18 protein-coding genes are annotated in these 19779 nt (G+C 63.4%); 9 read left to right on the forward strand and 9 right to left on the reverse strand.

All coding sequences use genetic code 11. The features are described from left to right. Positions 1-56 precede the first annotated feature (56 nt). Genes dnaN through recF form a run of 3 tightly spaced genes read left to right on the forward strand, consistent with a single transcriptional unit; the run spans position 57 to position 2939 of the window. Positions 57-1160, forward strand: a complete 1104-nt coding sequence (gene dnaN / locus NDO55_RS09965; RefSeq protein WP_252114832.1) for a DNA polymerase III subunit beta — start codon at positions 57-59, stop codon at positions 1158-1160. Continuing rightward, entirely contained in the window at positions 1160-1870 is a 711-nt protein-coding gene (locus tag NDO55_RS09970; protein WP_252114834.1) for a DUF2059 domain-containing protein, read from the forward strand. The genes dnaN and NDO55_RS09970 overlap by 1 nt, the downstream gene beginning before the upstream one ends. Positions 1871-1886: 16 nt before the next feature. Next, positions 1887-2939: a DNA replication/repair protein RecF gene (gene recF / locus NDO55_RS09975; protein ID WP_252114836.1), complete on the forward strand. Its 1053-nt coding sequence runs from the start codon at positions 1887-1889 to the stop codon at positions 2937-2939. Here recF and NDO55_RS09980 read toward each other — a convergent pair. After that, positions 2936-4186: a DUF2254 domain-containing protein gene (locus tag NDO55_RS09980; RefSeq protein ID WP_252114837.1), complete on the reverse strand. Its 1251-nt coding sequence runs from the start codon at positions 4184-4186 to the stop codon at positions 2936-2938. The two genes, recF and NDO55_RS09980, sit on opposite strands and share 4 nt — an antisense overlap. A 268-nt stretch (positions 4187-4454) precedes the next feature. Here NDO55_RS09980 and gyrB point away from each other — a divergent pair, with 268 nt between their 5' ends. Next, positions 4455-6875 (forward strand): DNA topoisomerase (ATP-hydrolyzing) subunit B, encoded by a 2421-nt coding sequence (gene gyrB, locus NDO55_RS09985; RefSeq protein ID WP_252114839.1) that lies wholly within the window; start codon positions 4455-4457, stop codon positions 6873-6875. 3 nt (positions 6876-6878) lie between these two features. Further along, complete coding sequence (locus tag NDO55_RS09990) at positions 6879-7280, forward strand: GFA family protein (RefSeq protein WP_252114841.1); 402 nt, start codon at positions 6879-6881, stop codon at positions 7278-7280. On the opposite strand, the gene pulA is transcribed toward NDO55_RS09990, so the two are convergent. Further along, positions 7277-9925 (reverse strand): pullulanase-type alpha-1,6-glucosidase, encoded by a 2649-nt coding sequence (gene pulA / locus NDO55_RS09995; protein ID WP_252114842.1) that lies wholly within the window; start codon positions 9923-9925, stop codon positions 7277-7279. The genes NDO55_RS09990 and pulA overlap by 4 nt on opposite strands. A 119-nt stretch (positions 9926-10044) precedes the next feature. On the opposite strand from pulA, the gene NDO55_RS10000 reads away from it, so the two are divergent. Further along, a complete protein-coding gene (locus NDO55_RS10000; RefSeq protein WP_252114844.1) occupies positions 10045-10812 on the forward strand; it encodes an endonuclease/exonuclease/phosphatase family protein in 768 nt (255 codons plus the stop codon). Here NDO55_RS10000 and rpoN read toward each other — a convergent pair. From rpoN to NDO55_RS10025, 5 genes are read right to left on the reverse strand one after another with little or no spacing between them, the layout of a single operon-like run. After that, positions 10809-12251, reverse strand: coding sequence for an RNA polymerase factor sigma-54 (gene rpoN / locus NDO55_RS10005; RefSeq protein WP_252114846.1), 1443 nt, complete (start codon positions 12249-12251; stop codon positions 10809-10811). The two genes, NDO55_RS10000 and rpoN, sit on opposite strands and share 4 nt — an antisense overlap. Before the next feature lie 9 nt (positions 12252-12260). Then, the gene (gene lptB / locus NDO55_RS10010) at positions 12261-13049 is read right to left on the reverse strand and encodes an LPS export ABC transporter ATP-binding protein (RefSeq protein ID WP_252114848.1); all 789 of its coding nucleotides are present in this window, start codon (positions 13047-13049) and stop codon (positions 12261-12263) included. Positions 13050-13061: 12 nt separating this feature from the next. Next, positions 13062-13580: an LptA/OstA family protein gene (locus tag NDO55_RS10015; RefSeq protein ID WP_252114850.1), complete on the reverse strand. Its 519-nt coding sequence runs from the start codon at positions 13578-13580 to the stop codon at positions 13062-13064. A 5-nt stretch (positions 13581-13585) separates the two neighbouring features. Beyond that, positions 13586-14224 (reverse strand): LPS export ABC transporter periplasmic protein LptC, encoded by a 639-nt coding sequence (lptC, locus tag NDO55_RS10020; protein ID WP_252114852.1) that lies wholly within the window; start codon positions 14222-14224, stop codon positions 13586-13588. Between the two features lie 9 nt (positions 14225-14233). Then, on the reverse strand, positions 14234-14854 hold the full coding sequence (locus tag NDO55_RS10025) for a ribonuclease D (RefSeq protein WP_252114854.1): 621 nt from the start codon (positions 14852-14854) through the stop codon (positions 14234-14236). Positions 14855-15087: 233 nt separating this feature from the next. Between NDO55_RS10025 and NDO55_RS12015 the strand changes: the two genes are divergently transcribed. Continuing rightward, on the forward strand, positions 15088-15927 hold the full coding sequence (locus tag NDO55_RS12015) for a cold-shock protein (protein WP_279639102.1): 840 nt from the start codon (positions 15088-15090) through the stop codon (positions 15925-15927). Positions 15928-15932: 5 nt separating this feature from the next. After that, the gene (locus NDO55_RS10040; RefSeq protein ID WP_252114856.1) at positions 15933-16262 is read left to right on the forward strand and encodes a hypothetical protein; all 330 of its coding nucleotides are present in this window, start codon (positions 15933-15935) and stop codon (positions 16260-16262) included. A 1-nt stretch (position 16263) separates the two neighbouring features. Here the strand turns inward: NDO55_RS10040 and NDO55_RS10045 are convergent, their stop codons facing one another. Together NDO55_RS10045 and NDO55_RS10050 are read right to left on the reverse strand one after the other, a co-directional pair. Beyond that, on the reverse strand, positions 16264-17850 hold the full coding sequence (locus NDO55_RS10045; RefSeq protein ID WP_252114858.1) for a cisplatin damage response ATP-dependent DNA ligase: 1587 nt from the start codon (positions 17848-17850) through the stop codon (positions 16264-16266). A 38-nt stretch (positions 17851-17888) separates the two neighbouring features. Then, positions 17889-18386 (reverse strand): Dps family protein, encoded by a 498-nt coding sequence (locus tag NDO55_RS10050; protein ID WP_252114860.1) that lies wholly within the window; start codon positions 18384-18386, stop codon positions 17889-17891. Positions 18387-18572: 186 nt separating this feature from the next. Between NDO55_RS10050 and NDO55_RS10055 the strand changes: the two genes are divergently transcribed. Next, positions 18573-19673 (forward strand): acyltransferase family protein, encoded by a 1101-nt coding sequence (locus tag NDO55_RS10055; RefSeq protein WP_252114862.1) that lies wholly within the window; start codon positions 18573-18575, stop codon positions 19671-19673. The last annotated feature ends 106 nt before the right edge of the window (positions 19674-19779 follow it).

Raw genomic sequence — 19779 nt, forward strand, 5'->3', positions numbered from 1 at the left:
GCGGAGCGCGTTATAACGATACCTGAAACTTCTCTTTTTTCAGGGGCGATACAGCAATGAAAGCGACGTTGGAGCGGGCGGTTCTCTTGAAGAGCCTCGGCCATGTGCAATCGGTGGTGGAGCGGCGCAACACCATCCCCATCCTCTCCAATGTCCTCATCGAAGCGAGCGAAGACGGGTCGCTTCGCCTGATGGCCACCGACCTCGATCTGCAGGTCGACGAGAAAGTCTCGGCGGAAGTGAGCCAGGCCGGTGCGACCACCGTGCCGGCGCACACCTTCTTCGATATCGTGCGCAAGCTGCCCGAAGGCGCGCAGGTCGAACTGACCGCCAGCGACGGCAAGATGCAGGTCGTGGCCGGCCGTGCCCGGTTCAACCTGCAAACACTGCCGCGAGACGATTTCCCGGTCATCGCCGAGGGCGAGCTGCCGCACCGCTTCGAACTGCCTGCAGCGACGCTCCGCCAGATCATCGACAAGACGCGCTTCGCCATCTCGTCGGAAGAGACGCGCTATTATTTGATGGGCATTTTCTTCCACGTTGCCGACGATGCGCTCAAGGCTGCGGCCACCGACGGCCACCGCCTTGCCCGCGTGACGGTCGAAAAGCCTGATGGCGCGGACGGCATGCCCGACATCATTGTCCCCAAGAAATGCGTCGGCGAACTGCGCAAGTTGCTCGACGAAGTCGACGGGACGGTCGAACTGTCGCTGTCCGACAGCAAGATCCGCTTCGGCCTCGGTAATGCCGTGCTCACTTCCAAGCTGATCGACGGCAAGTTCCCCGACTATAATCGCGTCATCCCGACCGCGAACGACAAGCTGCTGAAGCTCGACCCGAAAAGCTTCATGGCCGGCGTCGATCGCGTCGCGACCATCGCCAGCGAGAAGACCCGCGCGGTCAAGATGGCGGTCGAAAATGACAAGGTCACGCTCTCGGTCACCAGCCCCGAGAACGGCGTCGCGGTCGAAGAAGTGCCCGCCGACTATCGCAATGACAGCCTCGAGATCGGATTCAACGCGCGCTACCTCATGGACATCCTCCACGAGATCGAAGGCGACACGGTCGAAGTGCATCTCGCTGACGATGCAGCGCCCACGCTGCTGCGCGAGAATGACGACAGCCCGTCGCTCTACGTCCTGATGCCGATGCGCGTCTGATGCGTTTCGTTCTAGTTGCGTTTCTCGCTGCACTGACCCTCGGCGGCTGCGGCAATTCGACGGACACGGCCGAGCCCGGTGCGCTGGAATCCAGCAACGCGTCGGCAGCGGCGCTCGAGCTCGCGCAGGCCGCGCAGCCCGAAGACATCTTTCTCGACGGCGCCGAAATCGGCTTCCGCTTGGGGCTCGCCAACGAGTTCGGCCGCGACCCCACCTATGCCCGGCGCGACGATTTTGCCGAGATCATGGCGGATATCCACGAACGCGCATGGCCCGTTTATCGCGAGTCCCTCGCCGACCGGATGCCCGAACTCTATGCCGGGCTGGCGGAAGTCTATGACGACCAGCTCAGTGTCGAGGAAATGGATCGCATCCAGACGTTCCTCGAATCCGAGACCGGCGAGAAATTCCTGCGCATGAGCCTTGGCGCCATGGAGGGTTTGTCGCCCGATGCGATCGACGGCATTGCAACGAGCAGCGACCTTGAGGCTTTCAATGCGCAGACTGGCATGAATGCCGCTGCGCAAATGAGTGCTGCGGAGCAGGCCGAAATCGTCGAGTTCGAGCGCGAGAATTACGAGGCGCTCACCCGCGTGGCAGGCCCGGCCAACCGGATGATCATGCGCTTCGGCCAGCAGCCTCCGTCAGCGGAAGTACAGGCCCGTCTCGCCGAGGTCGTGGACGAGATCAAGGCCGAACGGGGCCTCTAGGTCGGGCGCGCAGGCCATGCTTACCCGCCTGTCCCTGACCGATTTTCGCAACCACCGCGACACGCTGATCGAACCAGCCAGCGGCTTCAATATCCTGACCGGTCCCAACGGGGCGGGGAAGACGAACATTCTTGAAGCCGTCTCGCTCCTCGCGCCCGGACGCGGCCTGCGCCGCGCGCCCTTGCGGCAGATGGCTCGCGAGAAGGGTGCTGGTGGTTTTGCAATCTCCGCCCGCCTGACGGATGGCACGAATATCGGCGTCGGCACGCGCGCGTCGACGCCAGATCGCCGTGAAGTCCGGATCAACGAGACGACGGTGCCGGCAGCTTCACTTGCGGAGCGCCTCGCGATTCTGTGGCTGACACCGGCGATGGATCGCTTGTTTCTCGAGGGGGCGAGCGGACGACGGCAGTTTCTCGACCGGCTGACGTTGGCACTGGAGCCCGGACACGCCGCGCAGGCGACGCGCTATGAAAAGGCGATGCGCGAGCGCAACCGGTTGCTCGCTGAAGAATTGCGGCCCGACCCCGCATGGCTTGAGGGTGTCGAGGCGGCAATGGCCGAAGCCGGACATGCCCTGCATGATGCTCGGATGCGGACGGTGGCGGCGTTGAGCGATGCGGCGCCGGACGGCGACGACTTTCCCGCCGCGACGCTCGAACTAGAGGGCTATGACGGCGCTGATCTTGGTGCGGCACTCGCGGCGTCCCGACAGCGCGATGCGGCGGCTGGCCGAACCTTGGTGGGCCCGCATCGCAGCGACCTCCAAGTGACCTACGCCGCGAAGGGCCAGGCCGCCGCTTTATGTTCGACCGGGGAGCAGAAGGCGTTGCTGCTCGGCATCATCCTTGCTCATGGCGAATTGGTGGCGCAGCGGCGCGACATGGCGCCGATCCTCTTGCTCGACGAAGTCGCGGCGCATCTCGACCCGGACCGCCGGGCGGCACTCTTCGTGCGACTGCGCGGCCGCGGGCAAGTTTTCATGACGGGAACGGAGCCGGGTCTGTTCGACGCAGCGGGCGATGCTGCACGCTGGCGGGTCGAGAATGGCGAGGCGGTTAGCGCCTAGGCGAAGGCAGATTTGTGTGCCTGTGCGAGGCGCTCACGATCATGCGACTGGCCCAGCGCGGCATTGGCGCGTTCGATTGCCTCGCGCGCAATCGCCAGAAACACGCCGCGATCGTCGCCGACGCGCATAGCGATCGATCCCAGCACACGCTGGATGCGGATCCCGACTTCGACGATTCCCGCGCCGTCTCGTGACAGCGGGTCGATCAGGTCGCGCACCATTTCCTCTAGGCTAAGTCGGGGTTCGGAAAGACCCGGCAAATCGCCATCGCCCGGAATGTCGCGGTCGAGAAAATCGTCAAAGACCCGCAAGCCTGCCGACAGGACAGCGATAGCCGTGCCGGGGTCGTTGACCGCCGGGGACAAGGCTCGGCTCGCAATCTCGCCGAGCACGGTCACGCCGAAGCGAGGGTCCTGGTCGAAGTCCCGCGACGGCTCCAGCGCGAAGGCCGCGCGGACCTTGTCGGCGATCTCGGCGCAATCCTCCTTGTCGGCCATGCCATCCTTGAACCAGGCGAGCGCACGGGTGCGATCGGCGAACGTGCCTGCTGCGGCGGTCAGGTGGATCTGCGTCTCGCAATGCTTGGCCAGTTCCGACAGACGATGGCGATCGACATGCGCCACGTAGAGCGCTTCATCCGAATGGACCTGGAACGGGGCGTGACCGGGTGCGCGTCGGCACCCCTCGCCGGTGATGGTCAGCGGCCCCTCATAATCCTCGAGCGCGTCGCGGGCCTTTCGCTCGACACGGGCAATCGTGTCTGACACCCGCCCGAAATTGGAAAGCTGGCCGATCCAGCGCAGCAGCACGATGGAGATCCAGACGATGACGCCGACCGTGCCGGCGAGCAGCACAGCGCGCCCTTCTCCACCGTAAAGATTGGCCTTGAGCGCAATCAGGCCGACGATCGAGAAAAGGAAAGCGCCGAGGAAGGTCGAAAGGGCGTTCTGCGCGGCGGCATCCTCGACCAGCAATTCGGTCGCGCGCGGCGTGCCGTTCTGGCTGGCGCCCGAAAAGGCCGTGACCATTGCGGTGAGCGAGAAAGTCGTCACCGCCAGCATCGACGAGGCGAGCACCGTCAGCACGCTGTCGACCGAGCCAGAGCCAAGTTTGGCGAATTCGTACGGGATGAGAGGCGCGAGCCCGCCCGCGGCGAGTGCGAGCAGCACCGACAGAAGGCCGATCAGGGCCGCGCGAAACCAGATCCTGCGGGTGATCTGACCGATGAACCAGCGCCATTTGGGCATGGACGAAACTCTCCCTTTTGATGCCGAACGCGGCACCTGCCGTTTCGGGCGCAAAACGGGGACTTTTTGATGTATCCGGCCGACCAGGCGGCGAGGTCCGAAAAGCTGTCATTTTTCGGTCAAGAGCCTTGGTTTCAGGGGCAGATTCTGCCATAAATCGTCTATGGAAAACCTGCCCCCCAATCCCCATATCGGACGGGCATGAGGAGCGCCCCCGCGCTTCCCCGCCGCATGACGGCTATCTCACTGAAAAACAGACAAGAATTGCATGGCTGAAGAACAGAACAAATCCGAATATGGCGCCGACAGCATCAAGGTCCTCAAGGGCCTCGACGCGGTGCGCAAACGTCCCGGCATGTATATCGGCGATACCGATGACGGATCAGGCCTCCACCACATGGTGTTCGAGGTCTCGGACAATGCCATTGACGAAGCGCTGGCGGGGCATTGCGACCGCGTCCTGATCACCCTCAATCCGGACGGTTCGGTGAGCGTCGAGGATAATGGCCGCGGGATTCCCGTGGACATGCACAAGGAGGAAGGTGTCAGCGCGGCGGAGGTCATCATGACCCAGCTGCATGCCGGCGGTAAGTTCGAGAATACGAGCGACGACAATGCCTACAAGGTGTCGGGCGGCCTGCACGGCGTCGGCGTCTCGGTGGTCAACGCGCTCTCCGAATGGCTCGAGCTGACCATCTGGCGCGACGGCAAGGAACATTGGATGCGCTTCGAGCATGGCGAGGCGGTCGAGAGCCTGCGCGTCGTCGGCGATGCCGAAGGGCGTAAGGGCACCAAGGTGACCTTCATGCCGTCGGCCGCGACGTTCAAGACGACCGAGTTCGATTTCGACCGGCTCGAGCATCGCTTCCGCGAACTCGCCTTCCTCAATTCGGGCGTGCGCATTATCCTGACCGATGCGCGCCATGACGAGCCGCGCGAAGTCGAGATGTATTATGAGGGTGGGATCGCCGCCTTCGTCCAATATCTCGACCGCGCCAAAACGGCTTTGATCGAGCCCATCGCGATCACCGGCCAGCGCGACGATATCGGCATCGAGGTCGCGCTCGAATGGAATGATTCCTATTACGAGAACGTCCTCTGCTTCACCAATAACATCCCGCAGCGTGACGGCGGGACGCACTTGGCGGCCTTCCGCTCGGCGCTAACGCGGACGCTCAACGCCTATTCGGAGCAGACGGGCCTGCTCAAAAAGCAGAAAGTCAGCCTCACCGGCGACGACATGCGCGAGGGCCTGACTGCGATCGTCAGCGTCAAGCTGCCCGACCCCAAATTCGGCAGCCAGACCAAGGACAAGTTGGTGTCGTCCGAAGTTCGTCAGCCGCTAGAAAGTCTGATGAGCGATAAATTGCGCGAATGGCTCGAGGAAAACCCGGAGCCCGCCAAGGCGATCGTGCAGAAGATCATCGATGCTGCCGCGGCCCGCGAGGCGGCGCGCAAGGCGCGCGAAATGACCCGCAAGGGGGCGATGACCATCGCCTCGCTGCCGGGCAAGCTTGCCGACTGCCAGGAAAAGGATCCTGCCAAGGCCGAACTGTTCCTGGTCGAGGGTGACTCGGCCGGTGGCTCCGCAAAGCAGGGCCGCGACCGCAAGACGCAAGCCATCCTGCCGCTGAAGGGTAAAATCTTGAACGTCGAGCGCGCGCGCTTCGACCGCATGCTCGGTTCGAAGGAAATCGGGACGCTGATCCAGGCGCTTGGCACTGGCATCGGGCGCGAGGATTTCGACCCCGAGAAGCTGCGCTATCACAAGATCGTGATCATGACCGACGCCGACGTCGACGGCGCGCACATCCGCACGCTGCTGCTCACCTTCTTCTATCGCCAAATGCCCGAGCTCATCGAGAACGGTCACCTCTACATCGCCCAGCCGCCGCTCTACAAAGTCGCGCGCGGCAAGAGCGAAGTGTATCTGAAGGACGATGCCGCGCTCGACGATTATCTCGTAGATGCGGGGATCGACGGCCTGTTGCTCGAGGCCGATGACGGCGCCCATGCTGCGGACGATCTGCGAAACCTCGTCGAACATGCCCGCCGGATGCGGACTCTGCTCGGCTATGCACCGCGCAAATATGATCCCGCGACCATCGAGACGCTGGCCCTGGCCGGCGCGCTGGAACCGGGCCTCACGGGCAAGAAGCTCGAGGACGCCGCTGCCTTGAGCGCTGCACGCATGCAGCTTGGCGATCCCGAGGCCGAATGGTCGGGCGAGGTCGACAATGGCGATATCATCCTGCGCCGTGCCTGGCGCGGGGTGACCGATGCGATCCGCGTCGGCGCGAACTTCCTGATGAGCGCCGAAGCGCGCAAATTGGACAAGCTCGCCGCCGAACATCGCGACACCTATGTCACGCCCGCCGTGCTTAAGAAGGGTGATGCGGACGATGGCAAGACCACGATGGTCGCGCGTCCGACGGCGTTGCTCGATGCCGTGCTCGCGGCGGGTCGAAAGGGCCTGTCGATCCAACGCTACAAGGGGCTGGGCGAAATGAATGCGGACCAGCTGTGGGAGACCACGCTGGACAAGGAAAACCGCTCGCTACTCAAGGTGGAAGTCGATCAGGCCGATGTCGCCGACGAGATCTTCACGCGCCTCATGGGTGACGTCGTCGAACCGCGCCGCGAATTCATCCAGGACAACGCGCTGAGCGTCGCCAACCTCGACGTCTGATCGATGGCGCACTGGGAAGGAAGCTGTCACTGCGGATCGGTCACGATGCGCTATGACAGCGACCTCCCGCTGACCCTACGCGCGTGCCAATGCAGCTTCTGCCGCAAGCATGGCTCGACCAATGCGAGCGATCCGGACGGTCAGCTCGCAATCCGGTCCGACCTCACGTTGCTCCGCTACCGCTTCGGCCTCGGCATCACCGATTTCCTCATCTGTCCGAATTGCGGCGTCTATGTCGCTGCGGTGATGGAAGGCGAGAAGGGCCTGATCGGCACCGCCAACATGAACTGTTTCGATGTCGGCAGCGTCGAGGTCTCACCGATCGACTATGCCGGCGAGAATGCAGGCGACCGCACCTCGCGCCGTGAGGATCACTGGACCCCCACGACTCTGGTCGAAGCCTAGTCGGCGCGTAAGAAGATGGCGGTGGTCACCGCCGGCACCTCGATGCTCTCGGCATCGATTGCGACGGTGCCGAGCATTGGATCGTCACTGGCCGCCTGTACCGGATGCAGCGCGAAGCGACGGGCATCTGCCATGGGCAGGGTGATGCGTTCGCGGGTGGCATTGAAGACCACGATGACCTGTTCATCACCTTCCGATCCCAAGCGCATGACGATGAGCCCCGGCACCTGGTCGGGACCGGTATTGTCGAAGCGCAACAGCTCCTTCACGCCGGTGCCCGTGCGCATCCGAAAGAGCGGCTCTTGATTCCGAATGGCCAGCAATTCTTCCATGTGCGCAGCCGCGCGCGCAATCTGTTCGGGTCCCATGGCCAGGCGCTCATCGGCGAGCATCTGGCGCGCGATCGGCCAGTCCACTTCATTGTCGGCGCGGTGCGCGAGACCGCGGCCCCACCAATGCTCCCGCCCCGAAAAATCGATGCGGTTGAACCAATCGCCCGAATTGTAGCTGTTATGATCGAGGCTCTTGGTGCGCAGCAATTCCTGCCCGGCATGGATGAAGGGAATGCCCTGTGCCAGGATCACGAGCGAGTTACCCATGTTCTGCCAGCGCACACGCTCTTCTTTCGACGTTTCGAGCGGCAGCTTCCATGCATTGCTGTCGAACAGGGTCGGATTGTCGTGCGCCGCGGCGTAGTTGATCGCCTCTTGCGGGTCGCGGACATAGCCCAATGGCGCGCCATTATAGTCCATATCGTCGAGCGACCGGATCACGCCATCGGCATTTGCGAAGGCGAAACCGGCGATGCTGCCTGCGAGGCCGGCGCGGACATGATCGGCAAGGCGCAGCGCCTCGGCGCGGGCCGCCGGATCGGCCGATGTCATGCGATTGGGCGCAGCATAGAGGCCGCTTGCAAAGCCTTGTGTTCGCACGGCTTGCTCGGCCTTGCTGTTATAGGCGCCGCCGCGCACCGCATCGCGCATCCGGTCGTTGAACGTGCCGATTCCGGTCCCTGCCATATTGGCCTGCGTCGCCTGGACGAAGCGGGCATCATTGGCGACCTCGCCAAAATTCCAGCCCTCGCCATAGATGAGCAGGTCCTTGCCATCGACGCCATGCTCTTCGAGCGTCAACTCGGCGAGGCGGTCGCGCACCTTGAGGATGCTTTCGCGTTCATGGTGGCCCATCAGGTCGAAGCGAAAGCCCGACACCTTGTAGTCGCGCGCCCAGACGATCATCGCATCGATCAGGATGCGCTCCATCATGTGGCGCTCGGTCGCGAGGTTGGAGCAGCAGGTCGAGTTGGTAACCGCGCCGGTCTCGTCGAGGCGGTGATAGTAACCGGGCACGATCTTATCGAGCACCGACTTGTCGGCCTGCCCACTGGCCGGCGCATGGTTGAAGACGACATCGAGCACGGTGCCGAGGCCCAAGCGGTCGAGCGACATCACCATGTTGCGGAACTCGCGAATGCGCGCCGGCCCATCGGGGTTGGTGGCATAGGAGCCTTCGGGCGCGAAATAATGGAGCGGGTCGTAGCACCAGTTGAAGGAGTCGCGGTCGGCAATTTCGCCAATGTGCGCCTGCTGCGCCTCGCTATTGGCGGGCAGGTCGGTGAGGTCGCCCGGTTCGCGCTGATCTTCCTTCTTTTCCGGGATCGAGGCGCAATCATTTGTGGGCAGGAGGTGGACATCGCTGAGCCCCGCCTCGGCGAGCCGGGCAAGGTGACGCGTGCCGGCATTGTCACCGGCAAAGGCGCCATAACCTCCGCGCAGCATGTCGGGCACTTCAGGGTCCGAGGCCGAGAAATCGCGGACATGCAATTCGTAGATGACGCGATCTTCGGGATGCTCGGGCAGGTCGCGACGGAAGGCGCCCCACCCCGTCGGCATCAGCCGCGGGTTGGCAAGATCGACGAGTTGTCCCGCAACGCTGTCGGGGCTGAAATTCACGGCATAGGGATCGGTGACGCGATTGGTGACAACTTCCCCGAGCGCGGGAACGTACACCTCTACATCAAATCCGTAGAAAAGGTCGGTGTAGCTATCGTCGAGCCGGGCCGACCAGATGCCGGTCGCCGCGTCAAAGGCCATGGCATGCCCGCTGCTTGAGCGCATGTCGCCATCCATCGACGTGACCAGCCGGACCGAGCGAGCCGTCGGTGCCCACAGCGCGATGTGCCACTCATTATCGATCAGACGTGCGCCCAGCGGTTCGTCATTGGCGTACAGCGCATCGAGAACGGGGCCGATCTGCAGCCCCGTCGGGATGTCGCCGACGAGACCGAAATGTTCGATCATGACCGGGCCTTTGAGCCACTCGGCCACCCGTTCGCGCGACGCGTCTTCGATACGCCAAAGCGGCATGTCGGCAAGATGCGGAAACTCGTCGAACGTATCGCCCACGGTCCCCGCGCGCTGGAGCGGGACGATGTCGTTGCCGGCGACGAGCTGGATCGAATGACCCTGGCTGGTCGGGGCCGCGATCAGGTCGGGGGCGAGCCAATGGGCGCGGGCGTCGGCGGGTTGGACCATGGGGGCCGAAAGCGGGGCATCAATCGGCGTGGCAGTGGCCGTGCATCCGATCGTCGCGATGCCCAGGAAGGCGGCGCTCGCCAGTCGCGCAACGCGCATCGTCTTCACCATCGTCCGTCCCCTGATCCTCAACCTGAAGGCTCGACTATTCAGGCAGGGCGGTGCCTGCACAAGGCTGCATACGTCTGCATGGATTGGAGAAAGGCGGGTGCGCACCTACATAAGAAGGGATGCAGTTCAAGCTGGCCTCCTTCAACATCCGCAAGGCGATCGGGACCGATCGCAAGCGCGATCCGTCGCGGATCCTGCGGGTGCTGGACGAGATCGAGCCCGATATCGTCGTGTTGCAGGAAGCGGACAAACGTGTCGGCACGCGCGGTGCAGCGGTACCGCACGACCTCATCGGCACGCATGGCCGCTGGCGTCCGGTGCCGGCGGCGCGCAGCCACGACAAGCTGCTCGACCTGGTGCCCGACCATCGCCTGACGCGGGGCATATTGGACGGGCTCGATACGCGTAATCTCGGCTGGCATGGCAATGCGATCCTGGTGCGTGATGATCACGAGGTGAGCGATGCAATGTGCCTCGACCTGCCGAGCCTCGAGCCGCGCGGCGCGATCATGGCGGACCTTGCGATTGACGGGCATCCGCTGCGGATCATTGGGGCGCACCTCGATCTGTCGGGGCTGTACCGGCGACGGCAGGTAGCGGCTTTGATCGAGACCGCACAGGTGCTCGACGGCGACCTTCCCGCCATCATCGCCGCCGATACGAACGAATGGCGTCCTTCTCCCAACAGCCTCGACGGGTTCGATCCGCATTTCCGCCAGGCGCGCCTCGGGCCGACCTATCATACGCGCCGCCCGATGGCCCCGCTCGACCGCATCTTCGTCGATCGGCGTCTCGGGATTGCGGCGTCAGGCGTGCACAAAAGCGCCGCAGCACGCGCGGCGAGCGATCATTTCCCGGTCTGGGCGACCATCAACCTGAAACCCTAGCCGCCGCGTTCCATCTTGCGCTGGCGGCGCCGCTGGACCGACGAGCCGATGCCCATCGCCTCGCGATATTTGGCGACGGTGCGGCGGGCGAGGTCGAAACCCTGCGCTTTCAATTCCTTCACGAGCGCATCGTCCGAGAGAATCTTGTCCTCCTCGTCGATCAGCTTCTTTATCGCGGCCTTCACCGCCAGCGCGCTGGCGCCATCCTCGCTGTCGGCCGATCCGACGCCTGAGCCGAAGAAATATTTGAGCTCGAACAGCCCGCGATCGCACATCAGATACTTGTTCGAAGTCACGCGGCTCACGGTGGATTCGTGCACCTCGACCTTCTCGGCGACCTGCCCGAGCGTCAGCGGTTTCAATGCGGAGACGCCTTCCTTGAAGAAGCCTTCCTGTTGGCGGACGATCTCGATCGCGGTTTTGAGAATGGTCTGCGCGCGTTGGTCGAGCGCTTTGACGAGCCAGTTCGCACTTTGCAGGTGATCGGAAAGCCATTGCCTTGCCGCCTTGTCGTCCGACCCGGCCTTCAGCTCGGCATGATATTCGCGATTGACCAGCACGCGGGGCAGCGCGTCCGAATTGAGCCGAACGTCCCAGCCCTCAGCGCCTTCCATGACGAGCACGTCCGGCGTAATCTCGGTCGCAGGAGTAGAGCTGAACTGGCAACCCGGCTTGGGATCGTAGGCGCGCAATTCCGCAACCATGTCGACCAAGTCTTCTTCGTCGACATTGCAGATACGCTTCAAGTCCTTCATCCGACCCTTGGCAAGCAGGTCGAGATTCTCGATGAGCCGCGCCATGGCGGGGTCATAGCGATCGGCCGCCTTGGCCTGCAGCGCGAGGCATTCGGACAGCGAGCGCGCGCCGACGCCTGCGGGATCGAGGTCCTGCACCAGCGAAAGGGCCAGTTCCACCTCGTCCGGATGGGCGCCGAGCGATTCGGCGATGTCGTCCAGCGACCGTTCGAGATAGCCCGTCTCGGCGAGGCTGTGGACGATCGTCTCAGCGACCACGCCCAATGTGCCCGGCGTACCGGCAAGCTGGTCGAGCAGATGCTCCTTGAGGCTGTGCGGTTTATGTTCGAGGCGATCGAAATCGAAGGCTTCCCCGGCCTCGCCCATCGGGAGGTCGGGAATGGAATCGGTATCGCGCGCAGCCGCGCCCTCGTCATAATCGAGCGCGCCGCTCGTCCCGATCATCTCGTCGGCGCCGGCAGGGTCGGCGGCATCTTCGAAGCCGTCCACGTCGGGTTCGCTAACCCGTTCCTCGCCGCGATCGTCGCGCTCGACTTCGAGCAGCGGGTTCTTGGCGAGCTCCTCGGCAACGACCTGTTCGACCTCGAGTGAGGACAGTGCGAGCAACTTGATCGCTTGCTGCAGCTGCTGGGTCATGACCAGCTGCTGCGATTGCCGGATATCGAGGGAGGGTCCGAGCGCCATCAGCGCATCTTACAGGGCGAAGCTTTCGCCCAGATAAAGGCGCCGCACTTCGGGATCGGCGACGAGCGCTTGCGGCGTCCCCTGGAACAGGACCTGGCCATCATAGATGATGCAGGCGCGGTCGACGATATCGAGCGTTTCGCGTACATTATGGTCGGTGATGAGGACGCCGATATCGCGCTGTTTTAGGTCGCGGATGAGGTCGCGAATGTCGGCGATCGACAGAGGGTCGATGCCCGCAAAGGGTTCGTCCAGCAGCATGATCGAAGGATTGGCGGCCAGCGCGCGGGCAATTTCGGCGCGGCGGCGTTCGCCGCCCGACAGCGCCATGGCCGGGCTTTCGCGCAGGCGGGTGAGGCCGAATTCGTCGAGCAATTGTTCGAGCCGATCGGCGCGGGCCTGCGGCTCCGGCTCGGCGATTTCCAGCACCGAGAGAATATTCTGCTCGACCGTGAGGCCGCGAAAGATGCTGGTTTCCTGCGGCAGGTAGCCGAGGCCGAGGATGGCGCGGCGATACATGGGCAGGCCGGTAATATCGTTGCCGTCGAGGACGATGCGCCCTGCATCGGGTTTGACCAGGCCCATGACCGAATAGAAGCTGGTGGTCTTGCCGGCGCCGTTGGGCCCGAGCAATCCCACCACTTCGCCGCGCGCGACGGCCATGGACACGTCCTTGAGCACGACATTCTTGTCGTAGCTCTTGGCGATCGAATTGACCTGGAGGCCGCGATACTCGACCTCTTCCGGAATTTCCGACAGGTCGGTGCGGGTGAGGGTCTCGGGTTCGGCGTCGGCCATTAGTCGCGCGCCCTAATCATTTTGCGGCACGGTAAAGCGCCCGGTGACGCGTCCGCCCGACTGGTCGACCCCGCGCGGGCCGCCGTCGATCACGGCGCGGCCGCTGACCAGGTTGATGGTGAGGCGCGAGCCGTAAATCTCGTTGGCGCCTTGGCGCAGCTCGACATTGCCGACGAGGGTGATGACCCGCTCGTTGAGGTCGTAGATCGCATAGTCGCCGCTGGCGCGCTCATCGCCCGAGCGAACGGTCACGCCGCCCGATGCATCGAGGCGGTCAATGTCGACGCCGTCGCCGGTCGAATAGGCAATGCGCAGCCGCGCGGTCGACAGCGTCAGGGCGCCCTGACGCGCGACGACATTGCCGATGAAGAGGGCGCGGTCGTTGCGGTCCTGCACTTCGATGCGGTCCGCGGCGATATCGACCGGCGCATTCACGTCATGCCCGCGCAGGATCGAGGTCGGATCCTGCGCGACCGCTGCACCTGTCAGGCTGGCAAGGCCGATGGCGGCGATGATAATTTTGGCACGCATATTGCTCATCTGACCGCCCCTTGCGCGATTTTCAAGCGGGCACGGCCAGAAAGCACGAGGGTTCGTGCGTCCAGATCGGCGGTCAGACCGCTCGCTTCGAACGATCCGAGGCGCATTTCCCCGGTCACCCGGCCATCGCTCCGCAGCATGTTGGTATTGAGGTCGAGCGTCACGTCGCTCGTGTCGAGCCGATAGCCATCGGTGCCGGTGACGCGCAGCGTCGAGGGCACGTTCACCATCTTCTCTTCGATATCGTAGCGGCCCTGCGGCGCGAGCACGGTCAGCTCGCCTTCGTCGGTCGACAGGCTGGCGGCCATGTCCTCGATCATGACGACGGGCACCGCGCTCGATTCCTGTACCGCGCGTTCGGCGATGATCAGGAAGGCGCGGCCTTCTTCATCTTCGCCGCGATAGCGCGCGCGCTCGACCCGCATCCGTTCTTCGGCCTGGTCGACCTCGGTCTTGTCGAGAATGAAGCTGTTGTCGCCGCGTTCGGCGAAGGGGAAGAAAGCGAGCGTCAGCAGTGCGAACAGGAAAATTACGGGCAGCAGCCACTTGCCGATCCGGACCACCTTGTCATGGCGGCTCCCGGGTTCGGCCCAGCGGCGCTTGGCTGCGCGTTCTTCTCGTGCCGCCTGGCTCACGCGGGCTCCCTAGCTATGGGCGAAAATGTCGACTTCGTCCCAACCGGCAAGGTCGAGCCGGGCACGGTCGGGAAGGAAATCGAAACAGGCCTGCGCGAGTTCCGTGCGGCCTTCGCGGGCGAGGCGCTTGTCAAACTCTTCCTTGAGGCGATGCAGGAAGCGCACGTCGCTGGCGGCGTAGTCGCGCTGGGCATCGGACAGTTCCGGACCGCCCCAGTCGCTCGACTGCTGCTGCTTGGAAATGTCGGCGCTCAGCATCTCCTTCACCAGCTCCTTGAGGCCGTGGCGGTCAGTATAGGTCCGAACGAGGCGGCTGGCGGTGCGGGTGCAGTAGAGCGGCGCGGCCATGATGCCGAGATAATGCTGCATGATGGCGATGTCGAAGCGCGCGAAATGATAAAGCTTGAGGCGATTTGGGTCGCCGAGCAGCTTCTTGAGGTTGGGCGCGGCATAATCGCTGTCGGGGCCGAATCGGACGAGATGTTCGTCCTCGCCGCCGTCCGACAATTGCACGAGGCAGAGGCGATCGCGGTGCGGATGGAGGCCCATCGCCTCGGTATCGACCGCAATCGGGCCATCGGCGAACGTCACGTCGTCCGGCAGGTCTTCTTCATGAAAATGTACGGCCATCTGCTTCCTTTACCCTGCAGGATGAATGTCTTGCGAGGCTTCTAGCGCCCGCCGTCACCATAGGCCAGAGGCCGAAATCGGGAGAATTCGGCAAGAAATATTAGTAGTGTAACATTTTTTGGTATAAAAGGCGGTCGAGGTGCGAGCCCAATTCGCGCCAGGGGGCCCATGCGACTCGCCCGGTTCGTACGGCCCTTTATGAATTTTACCGGGGTGAAAAAGTTTGGACGGGCATGGGTTACGATAGAGGGCGTAAAGGCGATCGCGGCGGACGCGGACGCGACAAGCGTGACGGCGGATTCTTCGGAGAAGACAATTACCAGGATCGCGGAAGCAGCTACGGCGGCGACCGTGGTGGTGGTGGCGGCTATCGCGGTGGCGGTGGCGGCGGCTACGGCGGTGACCGCGGCGGCGGAGGTGGCGGTGGCTACCAGGATCGTGGCGGCGGCTATGGCGGCGGCGGCGGTTACCAGGATCGCGGCGGCGGTGGCGGCGGCTATCGCGGCGGCGGTGGCGGCGGTGGCGGCTATCGTGGCGGCGGCGGTGGCGGCGGCGGGATGCCCCCCCAGGTCGTCGGCGAAGGCAAAGGCGTCGTCAAATTCTTCAATCCGCAAAAGGGTTTCGGCTTCATCGTCCGTGACGATGGCGGCGAAGACGTCTTCGTCCATATCAGCGCGGTCGAGCAGGCCGGTCTCCAAGACCTGGCCGACGGCCAGCCGCTCGAATTCACGCTCGTGGATCGCGGCGGGCGCGTCTCGGCGACCAACCTCAAGATTGACGGCGAACCGATGGCCGTCGAGCGTGGCGGCGGTGCAGGCGCTGGTGGCAACACCCGCGAGCTGACCGGCGAAAGCTCGACCGGCACGGTCAAGTTCTTCAATGCCATGAAGGGCTTCGGCTTCATCCAGCGCGATGATGGCCAGCCCGATGCCTTCGTGCATATCAGCGCAGTCGAACGCGCCGGCCTAGCCTCGATCCACGAGGGCGACCGGTTCGAATTCGACCTCGAGGTCGACCGTCGCGGCAAATATGCTGCGGTGAACCTCAAGCCTGCGCCTGCGCAGGAAGGCTAATTCGGATGTGGGCGCTGGTTGCAGCCGGTCTGCTCGGCATGGCCGCGCAACCGGCGTCCAATTCGGGCCTCGAGCCCGGCACGGCCGAGTTCGACCTGGCATGTTTTCACGCTGTTCCCTTTTTCATCGATGAAAATCCGCGGTTCCGGAACGACCTTGCCGTGGTCGTCGGATTCTATACGGGGCGTATCGATGCGACCTGGGATATCCTGTCGCTCGATGCCGACTGGGAAGTCATGGCCAAACGGTTCGAGGACGGCGAACTGGATTACGATACGGTCGTGCCCGTGTGCGCGGCCTATATGAGCGTCAAAACCGAATCGATGGTCGAGTAGGCTATCCCGTCACCATCGCCTGCAGTGTTTCGATCCGGTCCGCCTCGTGCGCGGGCTTGTCTTTGCGGATGCGGCTGATCCTGGGGAAGCGCATCGCGAGCCCCGATTTGTGACGCTTGCTCAAATGGATCGAATCGAAAGCCACTTCGAGGACGAGTGACTTCTCCACTTCGCGCACCGGTCCGAATCGATTCAGCGTATTGCGCCGCACGAAGCGGTCGAGCCATTTCAATTCCTCGTCGGTGAATCCGAAATAGGCCTTTCCGACCGGGAGCAGGCTGCCATCTTCGGCCCAGCAGCCGAACGTATAGTCCGAATAGATACTGGAGCGCTTGCCCGAGCCGCGCTGCGCATACATGAGCACGCAATCGGCATTGAGCGGATCGCGTTTCCATTTGTACCACAGGCCGACCTTGCGGCCGGGCACGTAGGGCGAATCCTTGCGCTTGAGCATCAGCCCTTCGACGCCCGTGTCGCGTGCTTCCTCGCGTAGTGCCTCGAGCTGGTCGAACGTGTCGGCCTCGACCAGTTGCGACAGGTCGAAGCGGTCGGTGTCGAGCCGTGGCATGAGCTGCTCCAGCCGCTCGCGGCGGACCTGCCACGCCATCGGTCGTACATCATCGCTGCCTTCGATCAGCACGTCGTACAGCCGCACGAAGGCGGGCGCCTCGGCGAGCATCTTCTTGCTGACCGTCTTGCGACCGAGGCGCTGCTGGAGCGCGTTGAAGCTGCCGGCCTCGCCGCCCTGATGGTCGCCGCGCACGAGCAATTCGCCATCGACCACTCCGGCCATGTCGAAGGCTTCGCACACGTCGGGAAAGCTCTGTCCGATATCGTCGCCTGTGCGGCTGTAGAGGCGGGTCTCGCCGCCTGCGCGCACGAGCTGGACGCGGATGCCGTCCCATTTCCATTCGGCGGCATAGTCGGTGAGGTCGATCCGCTCCTCATCCTCGAGCGGATGGGCAAGCATGAAGGGACGGAAGAGCGGGAGGCTGGAGAGGTCGGGCAGGTCGGCGCGTCCCTCGGCCCAGGCGAACAAGGTCTCGAATGGTGGCTCGAAGGCGTGCCAGACTTCTTCGACTTTCTCGACATCGCGTTCCCACGCCTCGGCCAGCGCAACCTTCGCGAGCCGCGCCGAAATACCGACGCGCAGCGCGCCGGTCGCGATCTTGATCAGCGCATAGCGCCCCGACGGGTCGAGCCGGTCGAGCATGGCGGCGAGGAGTAAAGGCGCGTCGGTTTTCTTGGCGGACTGGAGAGTCTCGACCGCATCCTTGAGGCGGATGTCGTTGGCCGGCGCGTCGTCATAGTCGCGATCCTGATCCCATAGCAGCGCGATCGTCTCGGCGCTGTCGCCGACATAATCGCGGCTCATCTTGTATAAGACGGGGTCAATCTTCTCCTCCGCCATGGCTCGGATGGCGGCAGGTTTGACGTGCGGAATGTCCAGCGTGCCCGTCAGCGCGCCCAACGCATAGCCGCGATCGGGATCGGGCGTACTCTTGAGATAGTCGCCGATCCGCCGCAGCTTGGCGTTACGCGACCGCGTATAAGTGAGGTCGTCCAAGAGTTGGGAGAAAGCGCGCATGGTGCCTCAACCTTCCATGCGCGCCTTTCGCTCCCGGCTTAGCCTTTTTGCGCGGCTTCGAAGAGGAACCAGGCGCGTTCTTCGGCTGCATCGATCCATTCGTCGACCAGCGCGCTGGTGGCATGGTCCTTGGCTTCGTCAGCGACGTCCTTGAGGCTGCGCAGCGTCTCGACCACGGCGAGATTGTCGTCGCGCAATTCCTTGAGCATGTCGGCGGCCGAGACGAAGTCGGCATCATTGTCGTCGAGCGTCTGGTGACGCGAAATGTCGCCGATCGAGCGCAGGGTCGTGTTGCCGGTCTTGCGCACGCGTTCGGCGATCGCATCGGTGACGCCGAGAATGGCGGCCGCCTGCTCGTCGAACATCAGGTGATAGTCGCGAAAATGCGGGCCCGACACGTGCCAATGGAAATTCTTGGTCTTGAGATAGAGCGCATAGCTGTCGGCCAGCACGCGGTTCAGCCCAGTTGCCACATCCTCGATCTCGTTCGATTTGAGGTCGGTCGGGGTGGCCAGCTTGTCTACAACATCGTTCATGTCTTTTCCCTCCAAAATTGGTTTCACCTCCTCAACGGACGAGGCAGCAGAGGGTTCGACGCAGATTTTCGATTGCTGTAATCGGGCGTACTGTTTGGCGAGGGATTTGCCGCAACATGTAGGGACGTTGTAGGCTGGCGACATCGAGTGCCGCGTATCGTGAAGCGATCGAGGGGGGCACGGGAAATGGCCGAGGAAAACGGTCCAACCAAGGCAGGGTTCATCACCCACCTGCACGCTTTCCGCGGGGTGGCCATCATCTTGATCGTCGGAGCCCATGCGCCGACCATGACGATCTGGGACCTGGGCATGCAGGGCCCGCTCGACCCCAATCTCGCTTTGGCCGCCGGCGTCGAGGTGATCGGGCACAATTCCACCCTGTTCTTTGCGTTCATCTCGGGCTTGCTGTTTTCGACCATCCTTGCGGGGCGGGGTTGGGGCCGGTTCTACAAGAGCAAGATCCTCAACGTCCTCTTTCCCTATGCGTTCTTCACGCTGCTGTTCACGCTCTTCCATTGGAAGTTCGGCCAGAGCCTCCAAGTCTTCTCCGGTGACGTCGGCGCCTATGCCCGCGAAGTCTGGGACAATCTCCTCACCGGCCAAGCCTCGTTCCAGTTCTGGTACATTCCGGTGCTCGCCATCCTGTTCGTCCTGACCCCGATCACGGCCTGGACGATGCGGCAGCGATGGGCACCCTTCATTCTCGTCCCTTTGCTGGCCGCGCCATTGGTCCTGTCGCGCACCTTTCCCGACAATAGTGTCGAGAATGTCGTGGTCTTCCTCGCGCCCTATGCGTTCGGGGTCTGGCTCGGCCTCGATTACGAGAAGCGCGTGCGTCACGTGGAGCGCCTGTTCTGGCCGTGCGTCGTGCTGGCCATCGTGGCGAGCATCGCCGCCTATATTCTGTTCTTCAATCACTATGGGCCGCTGCTGGTACGCGACGAGGATCCGGCCGGGCCGGTCAACTGGTACGAGACAGCGAGCTACGTCCAGAAAATGGCGCTGCTTTGCCTCGTCCTCTTGTGGCTTCGGGCGCACAGCGACTGGTTGCCGCGTTGGCTGGACCTGTTAGCCATCAACGCGTTCGCCATCTACTTCATGCACGCTTTCCTGCTCTTCAGCTTTTTCGAATGGGTGAATCTTTTTCTCGATGCGCAGCCGCCCGCCACGGTCCAGATTGCCGTCGGCCTGTTGGCATGGATCGGGGTGCTGGCGGTCTCGCTGGCCATCAGCGAGGGATTGCGGCGGCTATTGGGCCCGAGATCGAAGATGCTGATCGGGGCCTAAGCGCGGCGGATCACTTGACAAAAAGCCGATGCTGCGACAAAGAGCCGCTCGATCCGGGGCGGCCTCGATTGCCGCCCTTATTCTATTCATCTTTTGATTCGGGAAT

The organism is Sphingomicrobium sediminis, assembly GCF_023805295.1.
Classification (GTDB): Bacteria; Pseudomonadota; Alphaproteobacteria; order Sphingomonadales; family Sphingomonadaceae; genus Sphingomicrobium; species Sphingomicrobium sediminis.

Excerpts from the sequence above, each read along its gene's own strand:
- dnaN (WP_252114832.1), top strand. The coding sequence starts at position 57 with ATGAAAGCGACGTTGGAGCGGGCGGTTCTCTTGAAGAGCCTCGGCCAT.
- NDO55_RS09970 (WP_252114834.1), top strand. The coding sequence starts at position 1,160 with ATGCGTTTCGTTCTAGTTGCGTTTCTCGCTGCACTGACCCTCGGCGGC.
- recF (WP_252114836.1), top strand. The coding sequence starts at position 1,887 with ATGCTTACCCGCCTGTCCCTGACCGATTTTCGCAACCACCGCGACACG.
- NDO55_RS09980 (WP_252114837.1), bottom strand. The coding sequence starts at position 4,186 with ATGCCCAAATGGCGCTGGTTCATCGGTCAGATCACCCGCAGGATCTGG.
- gyrB (WP_252114839.1), top strand. The coding sequence starts at position 4,455 with ATGGCTGAAGAACAGAACAAATCCGAATATGGCGCCGACAGCATCAAG.
- NDO55_RS09990 (WP_252114841.1), top strand. The coding sequence starts at position 6,879 with ATGGCGCACTGGGAAGGAAGCTGTCACTGCGGATCGGTCACGATGCGC.
- pulA (WP_252114842.1), bottom strand. The coding sequence starts at position 9,925 with ATGGTGAAGACGATGCGCGTTGCGCGACTGGCGAGCGCCGCCTTCCTG.
- NDO55_RS10000 (WP_252114844.1), top strand. The coding sequence starts at position 10,045 with ATGCAGTTCAAGCTGGCCTCCTTCAACATCCGCAAGGCGATCGGGACC.
- rpoN (WP_252114846.1), bottom strand. The coding sequence starts at position 12,251 with ATGGCGCTCGGACCCTCCCTCGATATCCGGCAATCGCAGCAGCTGGTC.
- lptB (WP_252114848.1), bottom strand. The coding sequence starts at position 13,049 with ATGGCCGACGCCGAACCCGAGACCCTCACCCGCACCGACCTGTCGGAA.
- NDO55_RS10015 (WP_252114850.1), bottom strand. The coding sequence starts at position 13,580 with ATGCGTGCCAAAATTATCATCGCCGCCATCGGCCTTGCCAGCCTGACA.
- NDO55_RS10025 (WP_252114854.1), bottom strand. The coding sequence starts at position 14,854 with ATGGCCGTACATTTTCATGAAGAAGACCTGCCGGACGACGTGACGTTC.
- NDO55_RS12015 (WP_279639102.1), top strand. The coding sequence starts at position 15,088 with ATGGGTTACGATAGAGGGCGTAAAGGCGATCGCGGCGGACGCGGACGC.
- NDO55_RS10040 (WP_252114856.1), top strand. The coding sequence starts at position 15,933 with ATGTGGGCGCTGGTTGCAGCCGGTCTGCTCGGCATGGCCGCGCAACCG.
- NDO55_RS10045 (WP_252114858.1), bottom strand. The coding sequence starts at position 17,850 with ATGCGCGCTTTCTCCCAACTCTTGGACGACCTCACTTATACGCGGTCG.
- NDO55_RS10050 (WP_252114860.1), bottom strand. The coding sequence starts at position 18,386 with ATGAACGATGTTGTAGACAAGCTGGCCACCCCGACCGACCTCAAATCG.
- NDO55_RS10055 (WP_252114862.1), top strand. The coding sequence starts at position 18,573 with ATGGCCGAGGAAAACGGTCCAACCAAGGCAGGGTTCATCACCCACCTG.